We start from the raw sequence: 18363 nt of genomic DNA on the forward strand, positions 1-18363 counted from the left end.
CCTACCAGGCGGACGCCATGAACAGCGTGCAGGGTGACCCTTCTGCGATCTCGCAGTTCGCAGAGGGCGAGGTCGCTGACGAAGACCTGATCTCGCTGCCCCTGCTGGGCCGGGCCACGGCCGCCAGCCACCAGCGGCGCCTGCTGATGCTGCTGGCCGATCGGTGTGATCGTGCTGGCGGCCATCGCCGGCTGGGTGCTGCAGCAGGCCGACCGTTCCGCGCAGCAACTGGCCGCGACCGGCCAGTCGCTGATGCAGTCGCAACGCCTGGCCAAATCCGTTTCGCAGGCGCTGGTGGGCAGCCCGCAGGCCTTCCCGGACGTGATGGAGAGCTCGGGCTCGCTGGCACGCGACGTGCGCGCATTGAACAGCGGCGACAACGAACGCAACGTGCAGGCGCTGGGCGAGACCTTCAAGCCCGACCTGGAGGCCGTGACGCCGCTGATGGAGCGCGCCGAGCGCAACGCCAGCGTGGTGATGGGCCAGCAAAAGATCCTGACGCAGGTGGGCGACGCGCTTCGCACCATCAACCGCCAGTCGTCCGATCTGCTGGAAATCGCTGAAACGATCTCCTCGCTCAAGCTGCAGCAGAACGCCCCGGCCGCTGAAATCTCCGCCGCCGGCCAGCTGGTGATGCTGACCCAGCGCATCGGCAAGTCCGCCAACGAATTCCAGACCACCGAAGGCGTGAGCCCCGAGGCCGTGTTCCTGCTGGGCAAGGACTTGAACTCGTTCAAGGAAATCGCCCAGGGCATGCTGGACGGCAGCGCCGACCTGCGCCTGGCCGCCACCCGGGATGCTCAGACCCGCGAGCAACTGGAAAGCCTGATCAAGCTCTACGAACAGACGCGTTCGCAAGCCAGCGCCATTCTGGGCAACCTGCAAGGCCTGGTGTCCGCCCGTGAAGCGCAGTCCGCCATCATTGCCGACAGCGAACCCCTGCGCCGCCAGCTCGAAGGCCTGCAGACCAAGCTGTCGTCCCAGACGGGCCTGGGCGCCGGCCAGTTCGCCGCGCTGGCCATCGCCGGCCTGTTCGTGCTGCTGTGCGGTATCGGCATCTCGCGCGTCCAGCTGATGGACAGCCGCTCGCGCCAGGCCTCTGCCGAATCGCAGCAAAAGGACGCCCGCCGCCAGGAGCAGGAAGCCAAGCGTGTGAACGACGCCAACCAGGCCGCCATTTTGCGTTTGATGAACGAACTGCAGTCGGTCGCCGAAGGCGATCTGACCCAGGAAGCCACCGTGACGGAAGACATCACCGGCGCCATTGCCGACTCGGTGAACTACACGGTGGAAGAGTTGCGCCAGCTGGTGGGCAGCGTGCAGAACACGGCCACCCGCGTGGCACAGACGACGTCCCAGGTGGACAGCACCTCGACCGAGCTGCTGGCCGCTTCGACCGAGCAGCTGCGCGAAATTCGCGAAACCGGCCGCTCGGTGCTCGACATGGCGAGCCGAATCAACGAAGTGTCCACGCAGGCGCAGGAATCCGCCTCGGTGGCGCGCCAGTCGCTGCAAGCGGCCGATTCCGGCCTGCAGGCCGTGCAGAACGCCATCGGCGGTATGAACTCCATCCGCGACCAGATCCAGGACACCTCCAAGCGCATCAAGCGCCTGGGCGAATCGTCGCAGGAGATCGGCGAAATCACCGAGCTGATTTCCGACATTACCGAGCAGACGAACGTGCTGGCACTGAACGCCGCCATCCAGGCCGCATCGGCCGGTGAAGCCGGTCGCGGCTTCTCGGTGGTGGCGGAAGAAGTGCAGCGGCTGGCCGAGCGTTCCGCCGATGCCACGCGCCAGATCTCGGCGCTGGTGAAGGCCATTCAGACCGACACGCAGGATGCCGTGGCCGCTATGGAGCGTTCCACGCAGGGTGTGGTGGAAGGGGCCCGACTGTCCGACAGCGCCGGTACGGCCCTGACCGAGATCGATCGCGTGTCGCGCCGCCTGGCCGACCTGATCGAGCAGATTTCGTCCTCCACGTCCCGCGAAGCCGAACTGGCCAACGAAGTGGCCGACAACATCCAGCACATTTTTGCGGTGACCGAACAGACCGGCGAAGGCACCCGCACGACGGCTCAGCAGGTGCGCGAGCTGTCGCACATGGCTGAAGAACTGCGCCAGTCGGTTGCACGTTTCAAGATCGCCTGACGCGCGGACCCATCAACGAACTGGCTCGCGGAGCCGGGGACGAATCCATGTCATCTACTGACGCCGCAAACGCACCCGCCGCAGACTGGACCCAGGGTGAGCAGGACCTGGGTCCTCTTGCTTGGGTGCTCGATGAGTTGCGCAAGTCCCTCGACGGCGCCGTCAAGGCCATGCGCCGATTCGTACGCGACGCCGAACTGGCGCGCGAATCCGATCTGGCGTCGCTCGACGCCGGCACGTTGCGCATCGCGCGGCAGCAATTGCACCAGGCCAGCGGCGCGCTGGAGATGGTGGGCATGGGCCCGCCTGCACTCGTGCTGCGTGCCATGGAAGCGGCGGTGCAGAAGTTCGTGCACCGGCCCGAACTGTGCAGCGACGAAGCTGCCGGCGTGATCGAGCGCGCGAGCTTCGCGCTGGTCGAATACCTGGAAAGCGTGCTGGCGGGCAAATCCGTCTCCCCGGTGGCGCTGTTTCCCCAATACCGCGATGCCCAGGCGCTGGCGGGCGCGGAACGTGTGCACCCGGCCGACCTGTGGCCGGTGGAGCGGCGCTTTCGCGAGCCCGACTTCGCCGTGTCCGTGCAGCCGCTCGACTACGGCCCCGAGGCGCGTGCGCGGCTCGACTCTGCCGTGCTGCGCATCGTCAAGACGGGCGATCTGACCGCGGCAGGCGATCTGCGCGACATCTGCCTGGCCTTCGTGGCATCGCAGTCGGACCGCCAGTCGCGTGCGTTCTGGAAGATCTGCGCGGGCTTCTTCGAGGCGCTGTCCAAGGGGCGGCTCAACCCCGATCTGTACGTGAAGCGCGTGGCCTCCCGCGTGCTCATGCAATATGCCACCCTGGCCAAGGGCGATCCGACCATTGCCGACCGGCTGGTGCAGGACCTGCTCTTTTTCTGCTCCCAGGCGCGGCCGCTGGCGGCCAACGAACCCGCGGGCGATGGATCGGCGCTGCAGGCCGTGCGCCAGGCATTCGGCCTGGACCGGTTCAAGGCCGTGGATTACGAAACCCCCCGGTTCGGTCTGTTCGATCCGGCGCTCCTGGCCCAGGCGCGCAAGCGCATGTCGGCCGCCACAGAAACCTGGTCGGCCCTCGCAGGCGGCGACCGCAACAAGCTCAAGCCGGCCACCGACCAGTTCAGCCTGGTGTGCGATTCGCTGTCCAAGCTGCATCCGGGCAGCGACAGCCTCGCCAAGGCGCTGACCCGCGCCGTGGAGGTGACCACCCGCTCCGGAGAGCCCCCGTCGCCGGCCCTGGCCATGGAAGTGGCGACGGCAGTGCTGTACCTGCAGGCCACGTTCGAAGAACTGGACTCCGCGCACGAATACATGACGGACCGCGCCGCGCGTCTGGCGGAGCGCCTGGACAACGTGACCGCGGGCGGCGAATCGGCCCCCCTCGAGCCCTGGATGGAAGAGCTGTACCGCCGCGTCAGCGACCACCAGACGATGGGCAGCGTGGTGGACGAGCTCCGGTCCACGCTCGGCGAGGCCGAAAAGGCCCTGGACCAGTATTTCCGCAACCCGGACGACCTGTCCACGCTGGCGCCCGTGCCGGGTCGCCTGGCGCAGATGCGCGGCGTGCTGTCGGTGCTGGGCCTGGACCAGGCATCTTTGGCAGTGCTGCGCATGCGCGACACCGTGGAGCGTCTGCTGATCGGTCAGGTTCCCGCAGCCGAGCGCCAGCAGGTGTTCGAGAAGCTGGGCAGCAGCCTGGGGGCCCTCGGTTTCCTGATCGACATGCTGAGCTACCAGCGCACCATGGCGCGCAAGCTGTTCGTCTATGACGAAGAGCTGGGCGAACTGCGCATTCTCATGGGCCGCGCCCGTGGCCGTGCCACCGATGCGCCCGAGGAAGTGAACGCCAAGGTCGAAGAGCGCGGCCCCGTGGTCGCGCCCGAAATCGTTCCCCGCGTGGAGCCCGCGCCCAAGGTGGTGCAGGAGTCGTTGGGTGAACTGGCCCCGACGCTGGAAGAAGTGCTGGAGTTGCCTTCCTCCGCCGCGGCGCTGGCCGAGGCCCCGCCGGCCGCCATCGAGCCCGTGGAGAGCCTTCCCCCCGCGCCTGCGGCGCCCGCACCGGCCCCCGTGGCGGCTGCCGATGCCATGCAGGACGATGAGGAAGACGAGCTGCTCGACATCTTCCTGGAAGAAGCGCGCGAAGTGGTGGCCAACGGCCTGGCCGCGGTCGACGCCCTGACGGCCAAGCCGGCCGACCTGAGCGAGCAGACCACGCTGCGGCGCGCGTTCCACACGCTCAAAGGCAGCTCGCGCATGGTCGGCCTGGATGCCTTCGGCGAAGCGGCCTGGTCGATGGAGCAGGTGCTCAACGCCTGGCTGGCAGAGCAAAAGCCCATGCCCCCGGCCCTGCTGCAGCTGTCCGGCGAGGCTTTGCGGGCCTTCGGCGCCTGGGCGGACGACATTGCCGCGGGCGATGCCTCGGCCTGGCACCCCCGGGCGTTCAACGCATCGGCCGAAGCCATGCGCGACACCGGCACCTTCCTGCCGTTGGCCGTGCCCTCGGCCGGTGGCGCCGTGGCCGAAGCGGTGGCCGAGCCGGTGCCGACCGTGGCCGAAAAGCTGCCGGAGCCCTTGCCCGAGATCGATCTGCCTGCCGAAACGCCGGAGGTGCAGGCCACCCCCGCTGCTGCCGAGACCATCGAGGCCGCCGAGGCCGTCGAACCCGCGACGGCATCCGTGCCGGCCCATGAGTTCGACCTGATCCTCGAAGACGAGCCGCCGATGCTCGACTTCGCAGACACCGAAATGCCGGAACTGGCCGGTGCCGAACCAGCGCCGCAAGAGCCTGCGCAAGCCGCCGCGCCCGAAATGGCCGAAGACATCGACTTTTCGGTGTTCGCCGAGGCCCTGGCGGAAGAATTGCCCCCGGTCGCCGAGGCCCCTGCGCAGGAGCCGGTGCAGGACGTGCCGCTGCCTTCGCTCGACGATGTGCTGGTGGACGCGGCAGAACCTGCGGCGCTGTCCGAACTGTCGCAGGCCGAGCTGGCCGATCTGGAACTGGATCTGCCCGAAGACCTGGCGGCCGAGGCCTTGCCCGAGCTGGCCTTGGATGACTCTCTGCTGGAAATGCCCGAACTGGAGTCCGACGCGGCAGGTGTGTTGCTGGACGCCGCCGCCCACCAGGACGATCTGGCAACCGAGCCAGAACCACAGGCCGAGCCCGAGCCCGAAATGGCCTCCGTGCGGGACATGGTCGAGGTCGTGGAGGCCATGGAGGACGGGGTCGAGGACGTGCCGGCCGAACCGGTGGCCGACGCCGAAGCCGACGCCGAAGCGGCCGCGCAGGACGAGGCGGTGAAGGTCATCGAGACCTTGCGCATCGGCATCCCGCTGTACAACGTGTACCTCAACGAGGCCGACGAATGGTCGCGCCGCCTGGCCACCTGCCTGCAGGAATGGGCGTTGGAACTGCACGAACCGTTGCCCGACACGGCCGTGGCCCTGGCGCATTCGCTGGCCGGCAGCTCGGCCACCGTGGGCTTCCATGCCCTGTCGGAAATGGCGCGTGCCCTGGAGCATGCGCTGCAGCACGTGCAGCTGCGCGGGGAAGGTACGGCCGATCAGGCCCGCGTGTTCCTGGCGGCGGCCGACGACATCCGCCGCCTGCTGCACCAGTTCGCCGCAGGCTTCCTGAAAGAGCCGAACCAGCAGGTGCTGGCCGAGCTGCGCGAGATTTTGCAGACCGAGGTCGGCAGCGGCCTGGCCGCGCTGGAAAGCGACAGCGAGAGCGAGGCCCTGGCCGACGAGCCTGCACAGGCCTTGCAGGAACTGGCCCCGGCCGAAGCACTGGCTGCCGAACCCGTGCAGGTGCCGGCGGTCGAGGAGACCGCCGAAGCCGACGTGCCGGGCGAAGAGGCTTTGCCGGAACCGGTGCAAGAGGCCCAGACGGATTCCGCAGAGGCCCCGTCCGAGCCCGAAGACGTGCCTGCGCCGGTGGCCCGGGGCTACGTGGCGCCTGCGTTGTCGGTCGTGGTGTCCAACCCGTACGACGACGAGGTGGACGCGGCCATCGCCCACGCGGTGGCGCAGTCGTCCGATATCGACGACGACATCGACGCGCTGGACGTCATCGACCCGGACCTGTTCCCCATCTTCGAGGAAGAGGCGATCGAGTTGCTGCCGGTGCTGGGTGCCGCGCTGCGGCAGTGGGCCGCCCGTCCCGAGAACCTGGGCGCCCGCAGCGAACTGCTGCGCGCCCTGCACACCCTCAAGGGCAGCTCGCGGCTGGCCGGTGCCATGCGCCTGGGCGAGATGGCCCACCGCCTGGAGTCGGCCGTCGAGCAGATCGACGTCGAAGATCCCAAGGCGGAGCTGATCGAACCCCTGCTGGCCAGTTTCGACGGCCTGCAGGCCAGCTTCGATGCGCTGCGCAAGATCGGCTCGCAAGGCCTGGCCGAGCCCGTGGCCGTGGCCCCGGTGCCCGCCTCCGAGCGGCAGGATTCGCCGCCATCGGTGCCGGCCTCGGCCGAGGCCCCCGAGCCACCGGTGCTGCAGAAGCTGCCCGCGGTGCGCCTGCCGGCGGCCTCGCAGCTCACCGCCGTGCGGCCCGTGTCGAGCCAGTCGGTGCGCGTGCGTGCCCAGCTGCTCGACCGGCTGGTCAACCAGGCGGGCGAGGTGATGATCGCCCGTTCGCGCCTGGATGTGCGTCTGGGGCAGATGAAGGGTTCGCTGGCCGATCTGTCGGGCAACCTGGATCGCCTGCGCCAGCAGCTTCGCGACATCGAGGTGCAGGCGGAGTCGCAGATGCAGTCGCGCCTGGCGCTGTCCAAGGATTCGGCCGCGGGCTTCGATCCGCTCGAGTTCGACCGCTTCACGCGGGTGCAGGAACTGACGCGCATGATGGCCGAGTCGGTGAACGACGTGGCCACGGTGCAGCGCAACCTGCAGCGCTCCATGGAAGGCGCGGAAGACGATCTGATCGCCCAGGGCCGCCAGGCCCGCGAACTGCAGCGCGACCTGCTGCGCACCCGCATGGTGGAATTCGAAGGCATTTCCGAGCGCCTGTACGCCGTGGTGCGCCAGGCGTCCAAGGAGACCGGCAAGCAGATCAAGCTGGACATCTCCGGCGGCTCCATCGAGATGGACCGGGGCGTGCTGGACCGCATGACGCCCGCCTTCGAACACCTGCTGCGCAATTGCGTGGCCCACGGCATCGAGGCCCCCGAGGTCCGTACGGCCGCGGGCAAGCCGGCGTCGGGCACCATCACGGTGGACCTGCACCAGGAAGGCAACGACGTCTCGGTCGAGTTCCGCGACGACGGCGCGGGCCTGAACATCGACCGCATCCGAGCCAAGGCCGTGGACCAGGGGCTGATCCCTGCGGACGCCGAGCTGAGCACGGCCGATGCCGCCAACCTGATTTTCACGCCGGGCTTCTCGACGGCGAACGAGATCACCGGCCTGTCCGGGCGGGGCATCGGCATGGACGTCGTCCGGGCCGAAGTCAACGCCTTGGGCGGCCGCATCGAAACCCACACCACGGCGGGGCAGGGCACCTCCTTCCGCATGGTGCTGCCGCTCACCACGGCCGTGACGCAGGTGGTGATGCTGCGCGCGGGCGACCTGACCATCGGCGTGCCGGCCAACCTGGTGGAGATCGTGCGCCGCACGACCGCCAGCGAGCTGGATGCCGCCTACCAGCAAGGTGCGTTCGAGGACGGCGTGGAGGCCTTGCCGTTCTTCTGGGCGGGTGCCTTGCTGCAGTCTTCGCAGCGCAGCAGCGAGACCTCGGGCAAGACCCGTCCGGTGGTGGTGCTGCGCAGCGCGTCGCAGCGCATCGCGGTGCACGTGGACGAAGTGCTGGGCAACCAGGAAGTGGTGGTGAAGAACCTCGGGCCGCAGCTGTCGCGCCTGCCAGGTCTGGCGGGCATGTCGGTGCTGGCCTCCGGTGCCGTCGTGCTGATCTACAACCCTGTGGCGTTGTCCACGGTGTACGGCGACCAGGTGCGGGCCCAGCTGGCAGCGCTGTCGGCGCCGGCCGGCGGTGCCGAAGCGCAAGGCGGCGGCGATGGCGAGCGCAAGGCGGCGGTGCCAGCCCTGTCGGCGGCCAGCCAGGTGCCCCTGGTGCTGGTGGTGGACGATTCGATCACGGTGCGCCGCGTCACGCAGCGCCTGCTGCAGCGCGAAGGCTACCGCGTCGTGCTGGCGGCCGATGGCCTGCAGGCCCTGGAGCGGCTGCAGGAAGAGCGCCCGACCGTCGTGCTGTCCGACATCGAAATGCCGCGCATGGATGGCTTCGACTTGGCCCGGAATATCCGTGCCGATGCGGTGCTGCGCGACCTGCCGATCATCATGATCACCTCGCGCATCGCGCAAAAGCACCGCGAGCATGCGGCCGAACTGGGGGTGAACCACTACCTGGGCAAGCCGTATTCGGACGAGGAGCTGCTGAGCTTGGTGCAGCACTACGCGCGGGCGGCCGCCGAAGCGGCCGTGGCCTGAGCCACCCCGCTGCCACCGCCATGAGGGCCGCTTCCGAGCGGCCCTTTTTCTTTTCATCCAGAGCGCCGGCCGCACCACCAGATCAAGGTGGCTGTCGGCATGGTTGCGCGCTGTCTCGCCCAGGCCATTGCACCGCCAGTCGCCGCCGCCGGGTCAGTCCTTTGCGGCCTTGACCACCCCGTACCGCGCGAGCGTGCGTTGCCGCGCCTCGTCATGGTCCACCACCGGGCGGGGGTAGTCCTTGCCAAGCACCACGCCCGCCGCCTGCAGCTCCAGGGGAGCCGCCGTCCAGGGCGCATGCAGCGCCTTGCCCTGCAGGCCCGCCAGTTGCGGCAGATAGCGGCGGATGAATTGGCCGTCCCGATCGAACTTCTCGCTCTGGCTCACGGGGTTGAAGATGCGAAAGTAGGGCTGGGCGTCGCAGCCGCTGGAGCTGGCCCATTGCCAGCCGCCGTTGTTGGCCGACAGGTCGAAGTCATTCAGCTTCTCGGCAAAGTAGCGCTCGCCCCATCGCCAGTCGAGACCCAGGTCCTTGGTGAGAAAGCTGGCCACCACCATGCGCAGGCGGTTGTGCATGTAGCCCGTCTGGTTGATCTGCGCCATGGCGGCATCGACCAGCGGGTAGCCCGTGCGGCCCTCGCACCACGCGGCGAACAGGGCTTTGGCGTGGGCGCCGCTTTCCCATTCGATCGCATCGTAGGCCGGCTTGAAGCTGGCGCCCGCCACGTGGGGGTGGTGGGCGAGGATCTGGAAGTAGAAGTCGCGCCAGATCAGCTCGCTCAGCCAGGTGGCGGCCCCGGCGCTGCCTTTGCGGCTGCGTTCGTGCGCCGCGCGTGCGGCCACCCGGGGCGACAGCGTGCCGAAGCGCAGGTGCACGCTCAGGTAGCTCGGGCCCTTCACCGCCGGGAAGTCGCGGGCCTCGCCGTAGTGGTCGATGCGGCCGAGGAAGTCCTCGAACAGGGCCTGCGCGCCCTGCATGCCCGTGGGCAGGTGCAGTGACTTCAGGCCCGTGGGCTCGAACCCCAGCGACTGCAGCGACGGCACCCCGCGGCGCAGGCCCGCAGGCCTGGGGGCCAGCCGGGCGGCGTGGCGCTCGACGGGGTAGGAGCTCAGGTAGAAATCGTCGGCCTTGCGCAGCCAGGCATTCTTGTAGGGCGTGAACACGGTGTACGGCGTGCCCGACTGGGTCAGCACCTCGGCGCGTTCGAAGATGCTGTGGTCCTTGAAGGTGAGCAGGCGCTTGCCCATGCCATCCAGGGCGCCGCGCACGCGTGCATCGCGTTCGAGTGCCAGCGGTTCGTCGTCGTGGTTGGCGAACACCGCCTGCACGTCCAGTGCCTGGGCGAGCGCGGGAATGTCCTGGTGGGCGATGGCGTGGCGCACGATCAGGCCGCCATGCGGGTCCTTGGAGAGCGCCCGCAGGGCCTCGTCCAGCTCCACCAGGGATTCGCGGATGAACTCCACGCGCCGGTCCGCGCGGGGCAGGGCGTCGAGGATCTCGCGGTCGAAAATGAACGCGCAATGCACCTGCGCGCACTGGCGCAGGGCGTGGTACAGGGCGGCGTGGTCGTTGCTGCGCAGGTCGCGGCGGAACCAGACAAGGCCCGATGAAAAGGTGTGCTCCATGATCGTCGTTAAAATTGTCAAATGCCTGCCGATTCTGCGCCCATGAACCTGACGCACCATTTCTTGATCGCCATGCCGGGACTGGAAGACGCGTCGTTTGCCCGCAGCGTCGTGTACCTGTGCGAACACAGCGAGCGTGGTGCGCTCGGCCTCATCATCAACAAACCCACCGACATCAGCCTCAAGGGGCTGTTCGACAAGGTCGATCTGTCGCTGCGTCGCGCCGACCTGTCCCAGGAGCCCGTCTTCCAGGGCGGCCCGGTCCAGACCGAGCGCGGCTTCGTGCTGCACGAACCCATGCTGACCGACAGCGTGGACACCGACGAATCGGCCTATGCCTCCACCATGACCATTCCGGGCGGGCTGGAGATGACGACCTCCAAGGATGTGCTCGAGGCCCTGTCCACCGGCGCTGGCCCGCGCCGCGTGCTGGTCACCCTGGGCTACTCGTCCTGGGGCGAGGGGCAGCTCGAATCCGAACTGGCCGAGAACAGCTGGCTGACCGTGGGCGCCGACCTGTCGGTGATCTTCGATACGCCGGTGGGCGAGCGCTACGACCGCGCCCTGGGCCTGCTGGGGCTGCAGTCCTGGATGCTCTCGCCCGACGCGGGGCATGCATGAGCGGCACGCCCGCCGCCGCTCCCTCCGCCCCGCTGGCCGTCCCCGCGCATTTCCAGAGCTTTCTGGCGCTTGACTTCGGTCTCAAGCGCACCGGGGTCGCCGTGGGTTCGCGCCTGCTGCGCACCGCCACCCCCCAGGCCACGATCCGCGCCGAAGGCGATGCCCGCTTCGCGCAGGTGGCCGAGCGCATCCGCGAATGGCAGCCCGATGCGCTGGTCATCGGCGTGCCCTACCACCCCGACGGCGCGAGCCACGAGAACACCGCGCGCGCCCTCAAGTTCGCTCGCCAGCTGCGCGGGCGCTTCGGCCTGCAGGTGTTCGAGGTGGACGAGCGCTACAGCACCACCGAGGCGCATTCGACCGGCGCCCGCGATGCCGACGCCGCCTCCGCCTGCATCATCCTGGAGCAGTTTTTGAGGAATCTTCCATGAGTGCCACGCCCCCCACGTCCCCACCGCCCACCCCGGGCACCCTCGCGCTCGACGCCGAAGCGCTGTACCGCGAGCTGCTGCGCGGCGTGCGCAGCCTGCGCACCGCCAACACCCAGCTGGCGGGCATCGCCTCGGGCGGTGCCTGGCTGGCCGAGCGGCTTCAAAAGGACCTGGGCCTGCCGGGCGAGGCGGGCGTGCTGTCGTCGGCCATGCACCGCGACGATTTCTCGCAGCGCGGCATGGCGGTGAGCGCGCAGACGGCGCTGCCCTTCGACGTGAACGGCGCCGACATCCTGCTGCTGGACGACGTGCTCTACACCGGCCGCACCATCCGCGCGGTGCTCAACGAACTGTTCGACTACGGCCGCCCCGCCAGCGTGCGGCTGGCCGTGCTGGTGGACCGGGGCGGGCGCGAACTGCCGGTGCAGGCCGAATTCGCCGCCGCCCGCGTGGCGCTGCCGGACACGCAATCGCTGGCGCTGGCCCGAACCGAGGCCGGCACCTTCCACTTCCAAGTCCAAGAGGCCTGACGGTGCTGTACAAGCGCAACCCCCAACTGAACGCCAACGGCGAGCTGATCCACCTGCTGTCCATCGAGGGCCTGCCCAAGAGCATCGTCACGCACATCCTCGACACCGCGGCCAACTTCGTGTCGGTGAACGACCGCGAGGTCAAGAAGGTGCCCCTGCTGCGCGGCAAGAGCGTGTTCAACCTGTTCTTCGAAAACAGCACGCGCACCCGCACCACCTTCGAGATCGCCGCCAAGCGCCTGTCTGCCGACGTGATCAACCTGGACATCGCGCGCAGTTCGGCCAGCAAAGGCGAGTCGCTGCTGGACACCATTGCCAACCTCTCGGCGATGGCCGCCGACCTGTTCGTGGTGCGGCACAGCGAATCGGGCGCGCCCTACCTCATCGCGCAGCACGTGGCGCCGCACGTGCACGTCATCAATGCGGGCGATGGCCGGCATGCCCACCCCACCCAGGGGCTGCTGGACATGTACACCATCCGCCACTACAAGAAGGATTTCAGCAACCTCACGGTGGCCATCGTGGGCGACGTGCTGCATTCGCGCGTGGCCCGCTCCGACATCCACGGCCTCACCACGCTCGGCTGCGCCGAGGTGCGCGTGGTGGGCCCGCGCACGCTGGTGCCGACCGACATGGCCCAGATGGGCGTGCGTGTGTGCCACACGCTGGAGGAGGGCATCAAGGACGCCGACGTGGTCATCATGCTGCGCCTGCAGAACGAGCGCATGAGCGGCGCGCTGCTGCCGTCCAGCCAGGAATACTTCAAGAGCTTCGGTCTCACGCCCGAGAAGCTGCAGCTGGCCAAGCCCGATGCCATCGTCATGCACCCGGGGCCCATCAACCGCGGCGTGGAGATCGACTCCGCCGTGGTGGACGGCAAGCAGAGCGTGATCCTGCCGCAGGTCACCTTCGGCATCGCGGTGCGCATGGCGGTGATGTCGATCGTCGCTGGCAACGAGGCGTGATCGTTTGCTATGAAATTTATAGCTATATGCCCTAGTGATATCTGCGCTGGCGGCCTTTTTTTGCTTAAAACCATGAAGATACTGATCCAGAACGGCCGCGTGATCGACCCTGCCAGCGGCCTCGACCAGACCGGCGATATCGCGCTGGCTGCGGGGCGGGTCATCGCCGTGCAGCGGGTGCCCCGCGACTTCACGCCCAACCGCGTGATCGACGCCACCGGCTGCATCGTGCTGCCCGGGCTGGTGGACCTGGCGGCGCGGCTGCGCGAGCCGGGCCACGAGCACGAGGGCATGCTCGAATCCGAAATGGCGGCGGCCGTGGCCGGCGGCGTGACCAGCCTGGTGTGCCCGCCCGACACCGACCCCGTGCTGGACGAGCCCGGCCTGGTGGAGATGCTCAAGTTCCGCGCCGAGAAGCTGCACCAGGCGCGCCTGTTTCCCCTGGGCGCGCTCACCCGCGGCCTGGCCGGCGAGGTGCTGACCGAAATGGCCGAGCTGACCGAATCCGGCTGCGTGGGCTTCGGCCAGGCCGACGTGCCGCTGGCCAGCACCCAGGTCACGCAGCGCGCGCTGCAGTACGCCGCCACGTTCGGCTACACGGTGTGGCTGCGCCCGCAGGAACTGCACCTGGGGCGCGGCGTGGCGGCCAGCGGGCCGCTGGCAACGCGCCTGGGCCTGTCGGGCGTGCCCGTGGCGGCCGAGACCATCGCGCTGCACACCATCTTCGAACTGCTCAAGACCACGGGCGCACGCGTGCACCTGTGCCGCATCAGCAGTGCGGCGGGCGTGGAACTGGTGCGCCGCGCCAAGGCCGAGGGCCTGAAGGTGACCTGCGACGTGAGCATCAACTCCCTGCTGCTCACCGACACCGACATCGGCTTCTTCGACAGCCGCGCCCGCCTGTCGCCGCCGCTGCGCCAGCAGCGCGACCGCGACGCCCTCCTGGCCGCGCTGGCCGACGGCACCATCGATGCGCTGGTGTCCGACCACACCCCGGTGGACGAAGACGCCAAGACCCTGCCGTTCGCCGAGGCCGAACCTGGCGCGACTGGTCTCGAACTGCTGCTGGGCATCGCCCTCAAGTGGTCCGCCGACCACAGCGTGCCGCTGGCGCGTGCGCTGGCCACCGTCACGTCGGAACCCGCGCGCGTGCTGGGCAGCGCCCTGGGCACGCTGCAGGCCAGCGTGGGCCAGATCGTGGAAGGCGGCGTGGCCGACCTGTGCGTGGTCGATCCCGCCGCGGCCTGGACCGTGGAGGCCGGTGCGCTGCGCAGCCAGGGCAAGCACACGCCGTTCTCCGGCTACGAACTGCCTGGCCGCGTGCGCTGCACCCTGGTGGGCGGGCAGATCGCCTTCGAGCGCGGCAGCGAGTGAGCGTGCGCACCGCCGCCACCGGGCCCGCGGCATGAAGCGCCAGGTCCGCGCCGCATGGCGCCTGGTGCGCGTGCTGGTGCATCTGGTGACCGGGCTGGGCACCGTGGCGCTGCGGTTTCCCCGCATGCCGGAAAGCGAGCAGCACGCGCGCGTGCAGGCCTGGTCGCGGCAGATGCTGGTGCACGCCGGCATCACCCTCGACGTGCGCGGCACGCCCGCGCCCCATGGCCCGGTGCTGCTGGTGGCCAACCACCTGTCCTGGCTCGACATCACCGTCATGCATGCCGCGCGGCATTGCCGGTTCATCTCCAAGTCGGACGTCAAGGGCTGGCCGCTGGTGGGCACGCTCGCCACGGCGGCCGGCACGCTCTACCTGGAGCGCAGTTCGCGCCGCGATGCCGTGCGCATGGTCCGGCTGATGCAGGAAGCGCTGGCGCGCCGCGAGGTGCTGGCCGTGTTTCCCGAAGGCACCACGGCCGATGGCACCGCGCTGCTGCCTTTCCACGCCAACCTGCTGCAGGCCGCCGTGGCCGCCGACGCCCCCGTGCAGCCAGTGGGCCTGTGTTTCGTGGAGCGCGCCACCGGTGCGCCGACCACCGCGCCCAACTATGTGGGCGACGACACCCTGGTCGGCTCCCTGTGGCGCACCTTGACCGCAGACGCCTTGGTGGCGGTGGTGCACTACGGCCCGCTGCAGCAGGCGCAGGGCCGCGACCGCCGCGCCTGGGCCGATGATCTGCGCCACGCCGTGGACGCCCTGCGCCGCCCCTGAGCCACGTCCCCAGGCACGCCTGCCGGTATCGCAGCCATCGGCGGCTGCGCCAGTGTCGGTGTCAGTGGGTGCGGGCCGGGTCTTCCAGCGGCAGGAGCCGGTTGGCGATCTGCGTGGACTTCACGATGGACGTGCTCGTCGTGGCATACGGCGCGAGCTTGCCCAGGCAAGGGTCCAGCGCGTCGATGTCGCGCAAATAAAGCCGGCAGAAGAATGCGTCGTCGCCCGTGACCTTGTCGCATTGCACGACTTCGTCGATTTCACGAATCACCTGCTCGACCCGGGATAGCTCTCCGGGCAGCGGGCGGACCCGCACGATCGCTGCAATCGGAAACCCAATGGCCTTGGGCGATACCTGGATGGAAAATTTCTCGATCACTCCCTGGTCGATCAGTCGCTTGATCCGTTCGGCGCAACTGGGCTGGGACAGGCCGACCCGCTCGCTGAGCGCTTTCACGGTGGTCTTGGCGTCTTCGTGCAAGGCGCTCAACAGATTCCGATCAATGTTGTCCATATTATTCAAATGAGGTAACAGCTAAAAATATCTAATTTAATTAGGATGATTGGCATTTGAATCTCATTTTTTGCATTCCTCTCATTCACTCCCCCTTATTAGAATGGGTGCCGTTTCAGCAGAGGGGCAATATAAGCGACCTGGGGCGAAATCGGAGGCGCGATTTTCTCCGGGCTTATGCGAATCGGGCATGGCTTATTGCGTGCCAGGAATGCTGCTGGACTTTCCATGTGGCGCGCTCCCGGCGGCCGGCTCGCGGCAAAGCGAAATTTGCCACCGCGAATCGACCGCGGTGCCGCCTTTTCAATGCAGAGATCAAATGATTCAACACCAGCTCAAGACACACGGTTATTGCCAATTCATCCCCGAGATCGAATGCGATCCCGGCGAACTGAAAATCCTGCACCAGGAGTTCGATGGCCTGGAGCACGACCCCTACGCGCCTGCGCAGGTCCAGCGGTTCCGGCGGTATGGCAACGGGATCATCCTTCCGTGGGACGCCCAGGCCGACATCCATTGGATTCCGACGGTGCGGGACGACCAGGGTGCCCGCCTGTCTGGCTACGATCAAGGCGGCAACAACCCGGAGCACCCCGACATCCGGTACTTTCACGCCCTGAGCGAGGCCGCCAAGGCCACCGATTTCCTCTGCGATCTGGTGAAGAAGGATTTCTCGCACACCTTCTGGTCGGAGGCCGACCGCCGTGCACCCATCTACTTCGGCGTGCATTTCGTGAAGCTCCGGTCCGGGTCATCGTCCGACCTGGGCATCAGCTCACCCGACTGCTTCCACCAGGACGGCGAGCCCTTCACGTTCGCCCATCTGATGCGCCGCACGAAAAGCACCGTGGGCGGCACCAATTACATCGGTACGGTGGAAGCGCGTGGCCTCGGGCTGCACGAAGTGCCCAAGGAGCAGGTCATCGCGGAATTCGAACTCTCGCAGTTTCTCGAGAGCTTCGTGGTGCATGATCCGCGCGTATCCCATTATGTGACGCCCATTCGTCGAAAAGAAAATGAAATGGGTGACGGAGAGCGCTGCGTTATACTCGTCGACTTTTCCAGAATGAGGCAGAGCATTTAAGCCATGGGTGTTTTTTATTCCTTGCTCCCGATCGTGCTGGCGCTGGTGGGCGGTTTCCTTGCCGGGAAAATCATTCCGCCCCGATTTTGCAAGCGGCTGATCGGTTGGATATTGCCCCTGGTCTGGCTGCTGCTTTTCCTGATCGGCGTGGAGTTTGGCGAGGTCATTCTTTCTGCGCAATCGGTCGGGCAGGTGGTCAGGACGGCCGTGATCTTCGCCCTGCTGACCACCCTGGTGCCCTGCGGACTGATTTTTGCAGCCGGCATTCGCAGCAGCGGCACGGCGGGCGCCAAGGCCGGCAAACTGGGCTTTCACACCATCTGGCCGCCGCTGAAGGAGTGCTGCATCGCCCTGTCCATGGTGGCGCTGGGCAGTGCCCTGTTTTTCGTCAACCAGGCGTATCTGGCCGGTGCCCTCTGGCTGCCATCGAGCTCCGCCATCCTGCTGGCCTTGATCGTGTTGGTGGGCATCGACCTGGCCCACGTCAAGCTCAGCTCCCACTGGTTTTCATGGGCCGTGCTGTCGGTGCCGGTGCTGGTGGTGATCGGATCGTTCGTGGGTGCGGCCGCGGCCTCCTGGGCCACGGGCGAGGCCATGAGAACCTCGCTGGCGCTGTCGAGCGGCTTCGGCTGGTTCACCCTGTCGAGCGTCATGGTGGGGCACCACCTCGGGCAGACCTATGGGACCATGGCGCTGATGACCGACTTGTTCAGGGAGCTGATAGCGATCGTCGCGCTCTACGCCATTGGCCGCTACCAGCCCGCGATCGGCATCGGCAGCGCAGGCGCCACGGCACTGGATTCCACGCTGCCGATCGTCAAGCAGGCCTGCCATCCGGATGCGGTCCCGCTGGCCCTGGTGAGCGGCTTCATCCTCACCATCCTGGCCCCCGTCTTCATCGCCTTCTTCCTGTCGTAGACGGCCGCTGTTCGCCTTGGATGGGGCGAGGCAGGCCGCCGCCACCATCGACGCGCCCGTCGCGGGATCAGGCCCGCGGAAACGCCACCACGTGGTCCACCTGCGGGCGAATGCCGATCCACTCGCCCACGGCGTGGTCATGGTGGCTCGGCACGTGGGCCATCACCGTGAGGCCGTCCCGCAGCTGCAGCGTGTACAGGAACTCCGAGCCCCGGAACGACTTGCGGACGATGCGCGCCTGCACGGGCGAGGCGTCGTCGTGCACCACGTCGTCGGCCCGCAGCAGCACGTCGCATTCCCCGCCGGGGTAGCCCGTGGGCAGGGGGCACTCGGCCGCATCGGTCAGGTCGCCCAGCGGCGTGTGGGCTACCACGTTGTCCCCGCGCTGCTCCAGCGTGGCCGGCGCGAACACCCCGTGGCCGATGAAGTCGGCCACGAAGCGCGTGGCCGGGCGGTGGTAGAGCGCATAGGCATCGTCCCACTGGTGCAACTGGCCGCTTTCCATCACGCCGATGCGGTCGCCGATGGCAAAGGCCTCCAGCTGGTCGTGGGTGACGAACAGCGCCGTGGCGCCGGCCGCTTTCAGAATGCCGCGCACCTCGTGCGCCAGGCGCTCGCGCAGGTCCACGTCCAGGTTGGAAAACGGTTCGTCCAGCAGCATCAACTGTGGCCGGGGCGCCAGCGCGCGGGCCAACGCCACACGCTGCTGCTGCCCGCCGGACAGCTCGTGCGGAAAGCGGGCGGCGCTGCCCTCCAGGCCCACGAGCCGAAGCACCTCGTCCACGCGCGCCGCCTGTTCGGCGCGCGGCAGGCGGTGGATGCCGAAGGCCACTACTGGTGCGCCATGTACGAGGGCGGCCGCGTGCTGCGGCTGTCGCCCGGCGGCGAGATCGTGGCCGACATTCCCGTGCCGGCGCAG

11 protein-coding genes and 3 pseudogenes are annotated in these 18363 nt (G+C 68.2%); 11 read left to right on the top strand and 3 right to left on the bottom strand.

Annotated elements, in window-relative coordinates:
* Positions 1 to 2151 (top strand): annotated as a pseudogene (locus AC27KI_RS09705) (methyl-accepting chemotaxis protein); the annotation flags it as partial.
* A gap of 47 nt (positions 2152 to 2198) precedes the next feature.
* The gene (locus AC27KI_RS09710; protein ID WP_487113602.1) at positions 2199 to 8609 is read left to right on the top strand and encodes a hybrid sensor histidine kinase/response regulator; all 6411 of its coding nucleotides are present in this window, start codon (positions 2199 to 2201) and stop codon (positions 8607 to 8609) included.
* Between the two features lie 153 nt (positions 8610 to 8762).
* Here AC27KI_RS09710 and AC27KI_RS09715 read toward each other — a convergent pair whose 3' ends face one another.
* The gene (locus AC27KI_RS09715) at positions 8763 to 10235 is read right to left on the bottom strand and encodes a cryptochrome/photolyase family protein (RefSeq protein ID WP_487089144.1); all 1473 of its coding nucleotides are present in this window, start codon (positions 10233 to 10235) and stop codon (positions 8763 to 8765) included.
* Positions 10236 to 10256: 21 nt separating this feature from the next.
* Here AC27KI_RS09715 and AC27KI_RS09720 point away from each other — a divergent pair, with 21 nt between their 5' ends.
* The 6 genes from AC27KI_RS09720 to AC27KI_RS09745 all read left to right on the top strand — a co-directional run bounded on the left by AC27KI_RS09720 (position 10257) and on the right by AC27KI_RS09745 (position 14928).
* Positions 10257 to 10856 carry a YqgE/AlgH family protein gene (locus AC27KI_RS09720; RefSeq protein ID WP_487089143.1) on the top strand — a complete coding sequence of 200 codons (600 nt, stop codon included), beginning with the start codon at positions 10257 to 10259 and terminating at the stop codon, positions 10854 to 10856.
* The gene (ruvX, locus tag AC27KI_RS09725; RefSeq protein ID WP_284405335.1) at positions 10853 to 11287 is read left to right on the top strand and encodes a Holliday junction resolvase RuvX; all 435 of its coding nucleotides are present in this window, start codon (positions 10853 to 10855) and stop codon (positions 11285 to 11287) included. The genes AC27KI_RS09720 and ruvX overlap by 4 nt, the downstream gene beginning before the upstream one ends.
* Positions 11284 to 11817, top strand: a complete 534-nt coding sequence (pyrR, locus tag AC27KI_RS09730; RefSeq protein WP_284405336.1) for a bifunctional pyr operon transcriptional regulator/uracil phosphoribosyltransferase PyrR — start codon at positions 11284 to 11286, stop codon at positions 11815 to 11817. The genes ruvX and pyrR overlap by 4 nt, the downstream gene beginning before the upstream one ends.
* Entirely contained in the window at positions 11721 to 12782 is a 1062-nt protein-coding gene (locus AC27KI_RS09735) for an aspartate carbamoyltransferase catalytic subunit (protein ID WP_487089147.1), read from the top strand. Before pyrR ends, AC27KI_RS09735 begins: the two co-directional genes overlap by 97 nt.
* Positions 12783 to 12854: 72 nt before the next feature.
* Positions 12855 to 14156: a dihydroorotase gene (locus AC27KI_RS09740; protein ID WP_487089142.1), complete on the top strand. Its 1302-nt coding sequence runs from the start codon at positions 12855 to 12857 to the stop codon at positions 14154 to 14156.
* Positions 14157 to 14187: 31 nt separating this feature from the next.
* Positions 14188 to 14928 carry a lysophospholipid acyltransferase family protein gene (locus tag AC27KI_RS09745; protein WP_284429410.1) on the top strand — a complete coding sequence of 247 codons (741 nt, stop codon included), beginning with the start codon at positions 14188 to 14190 and terminating at the stop codon, positions 14926 to 14928.
* A gap of 61 nt (positions 14929 to 14989) precedes the next feature.
* Here AC27KI_RS09745 and AC27KI_RS09750 read toward each other — a convergent pair whose 3' ends face one another.
* The gene (locus AC27KI_RS09750) at positions 14990 to 15442 is read right to left on the bottom strand and encodes an Lrp/AsnC family transcriptional regulator (protein WP_284429409.1); all 453 of its coding nucleotides are present in this window, start codon (positions 15440 to 15442) and stop codon (positions 14990 to 14992) included.
* A 319-nt stretch (positions 15443 to 15761) separates the two neighbouring features.
* Between AC27KI_RS09750 and AC27KI_RS09755 the strand changes: the two genes are divergently transcribed.
* Together AC27KI_RS09755 and AC27KI_RS09760 are read left to right on the top strand one after the other, a co-directional pair.
* Positions 15762 to 16526, top strand: coding sequence for a 2OG-Fe dioxygenase family protein (locus tag AC27KI_RS09755; protein ID WP_487113604.1), 765 nt, complete (start codon positions 15762 to 15764; stop codon positions 16524 to 16526).
* Between the two features lie 3 nt (positions 16527 to 16529).
* Positions 16530 to 17444 carry a LysO family transporter gene (locus AC27KI_RS09760; protein WP_487089140.1) on the top strand — a complete coding sequence of 305 codons (915 nt, stop codon included), beginning with the start codon at positions 16530 to 16532 and terminating at the stop codon, positions 17442 to 17444.
* A 67-nt stretch (positions 17445 to 17511) separates the two neighbouring features.
* Here AC27KI_RS09760 and AC27KI_RS09765 read toward each other — a convergent pair.
* Positions 17512 to 18276 (bottom strand): annotated as a pseudogene (locus AC27KI_RS09765) (ABC transporter ATP-binding protein); the annotation flags it as partial.
* Here AC27KI_RS09765 and AC27KI_RS09770 point away from each other — a divergent pair.
* A pseudogene (locus AC27KI_RS09770) lies at positions 18256 to 18363 on the top strand (SMP-30/gluconolactonase/LRE family protein); the annotation flags it as partial. The pseudogenes AC27KI_RS09765 and AC27KI_RS09770 sit on opposite strands and share 21 nt — an antisense overlap.

Source organism: Acidovorax sp. KPB24-03, assembly GCF_057546605.1.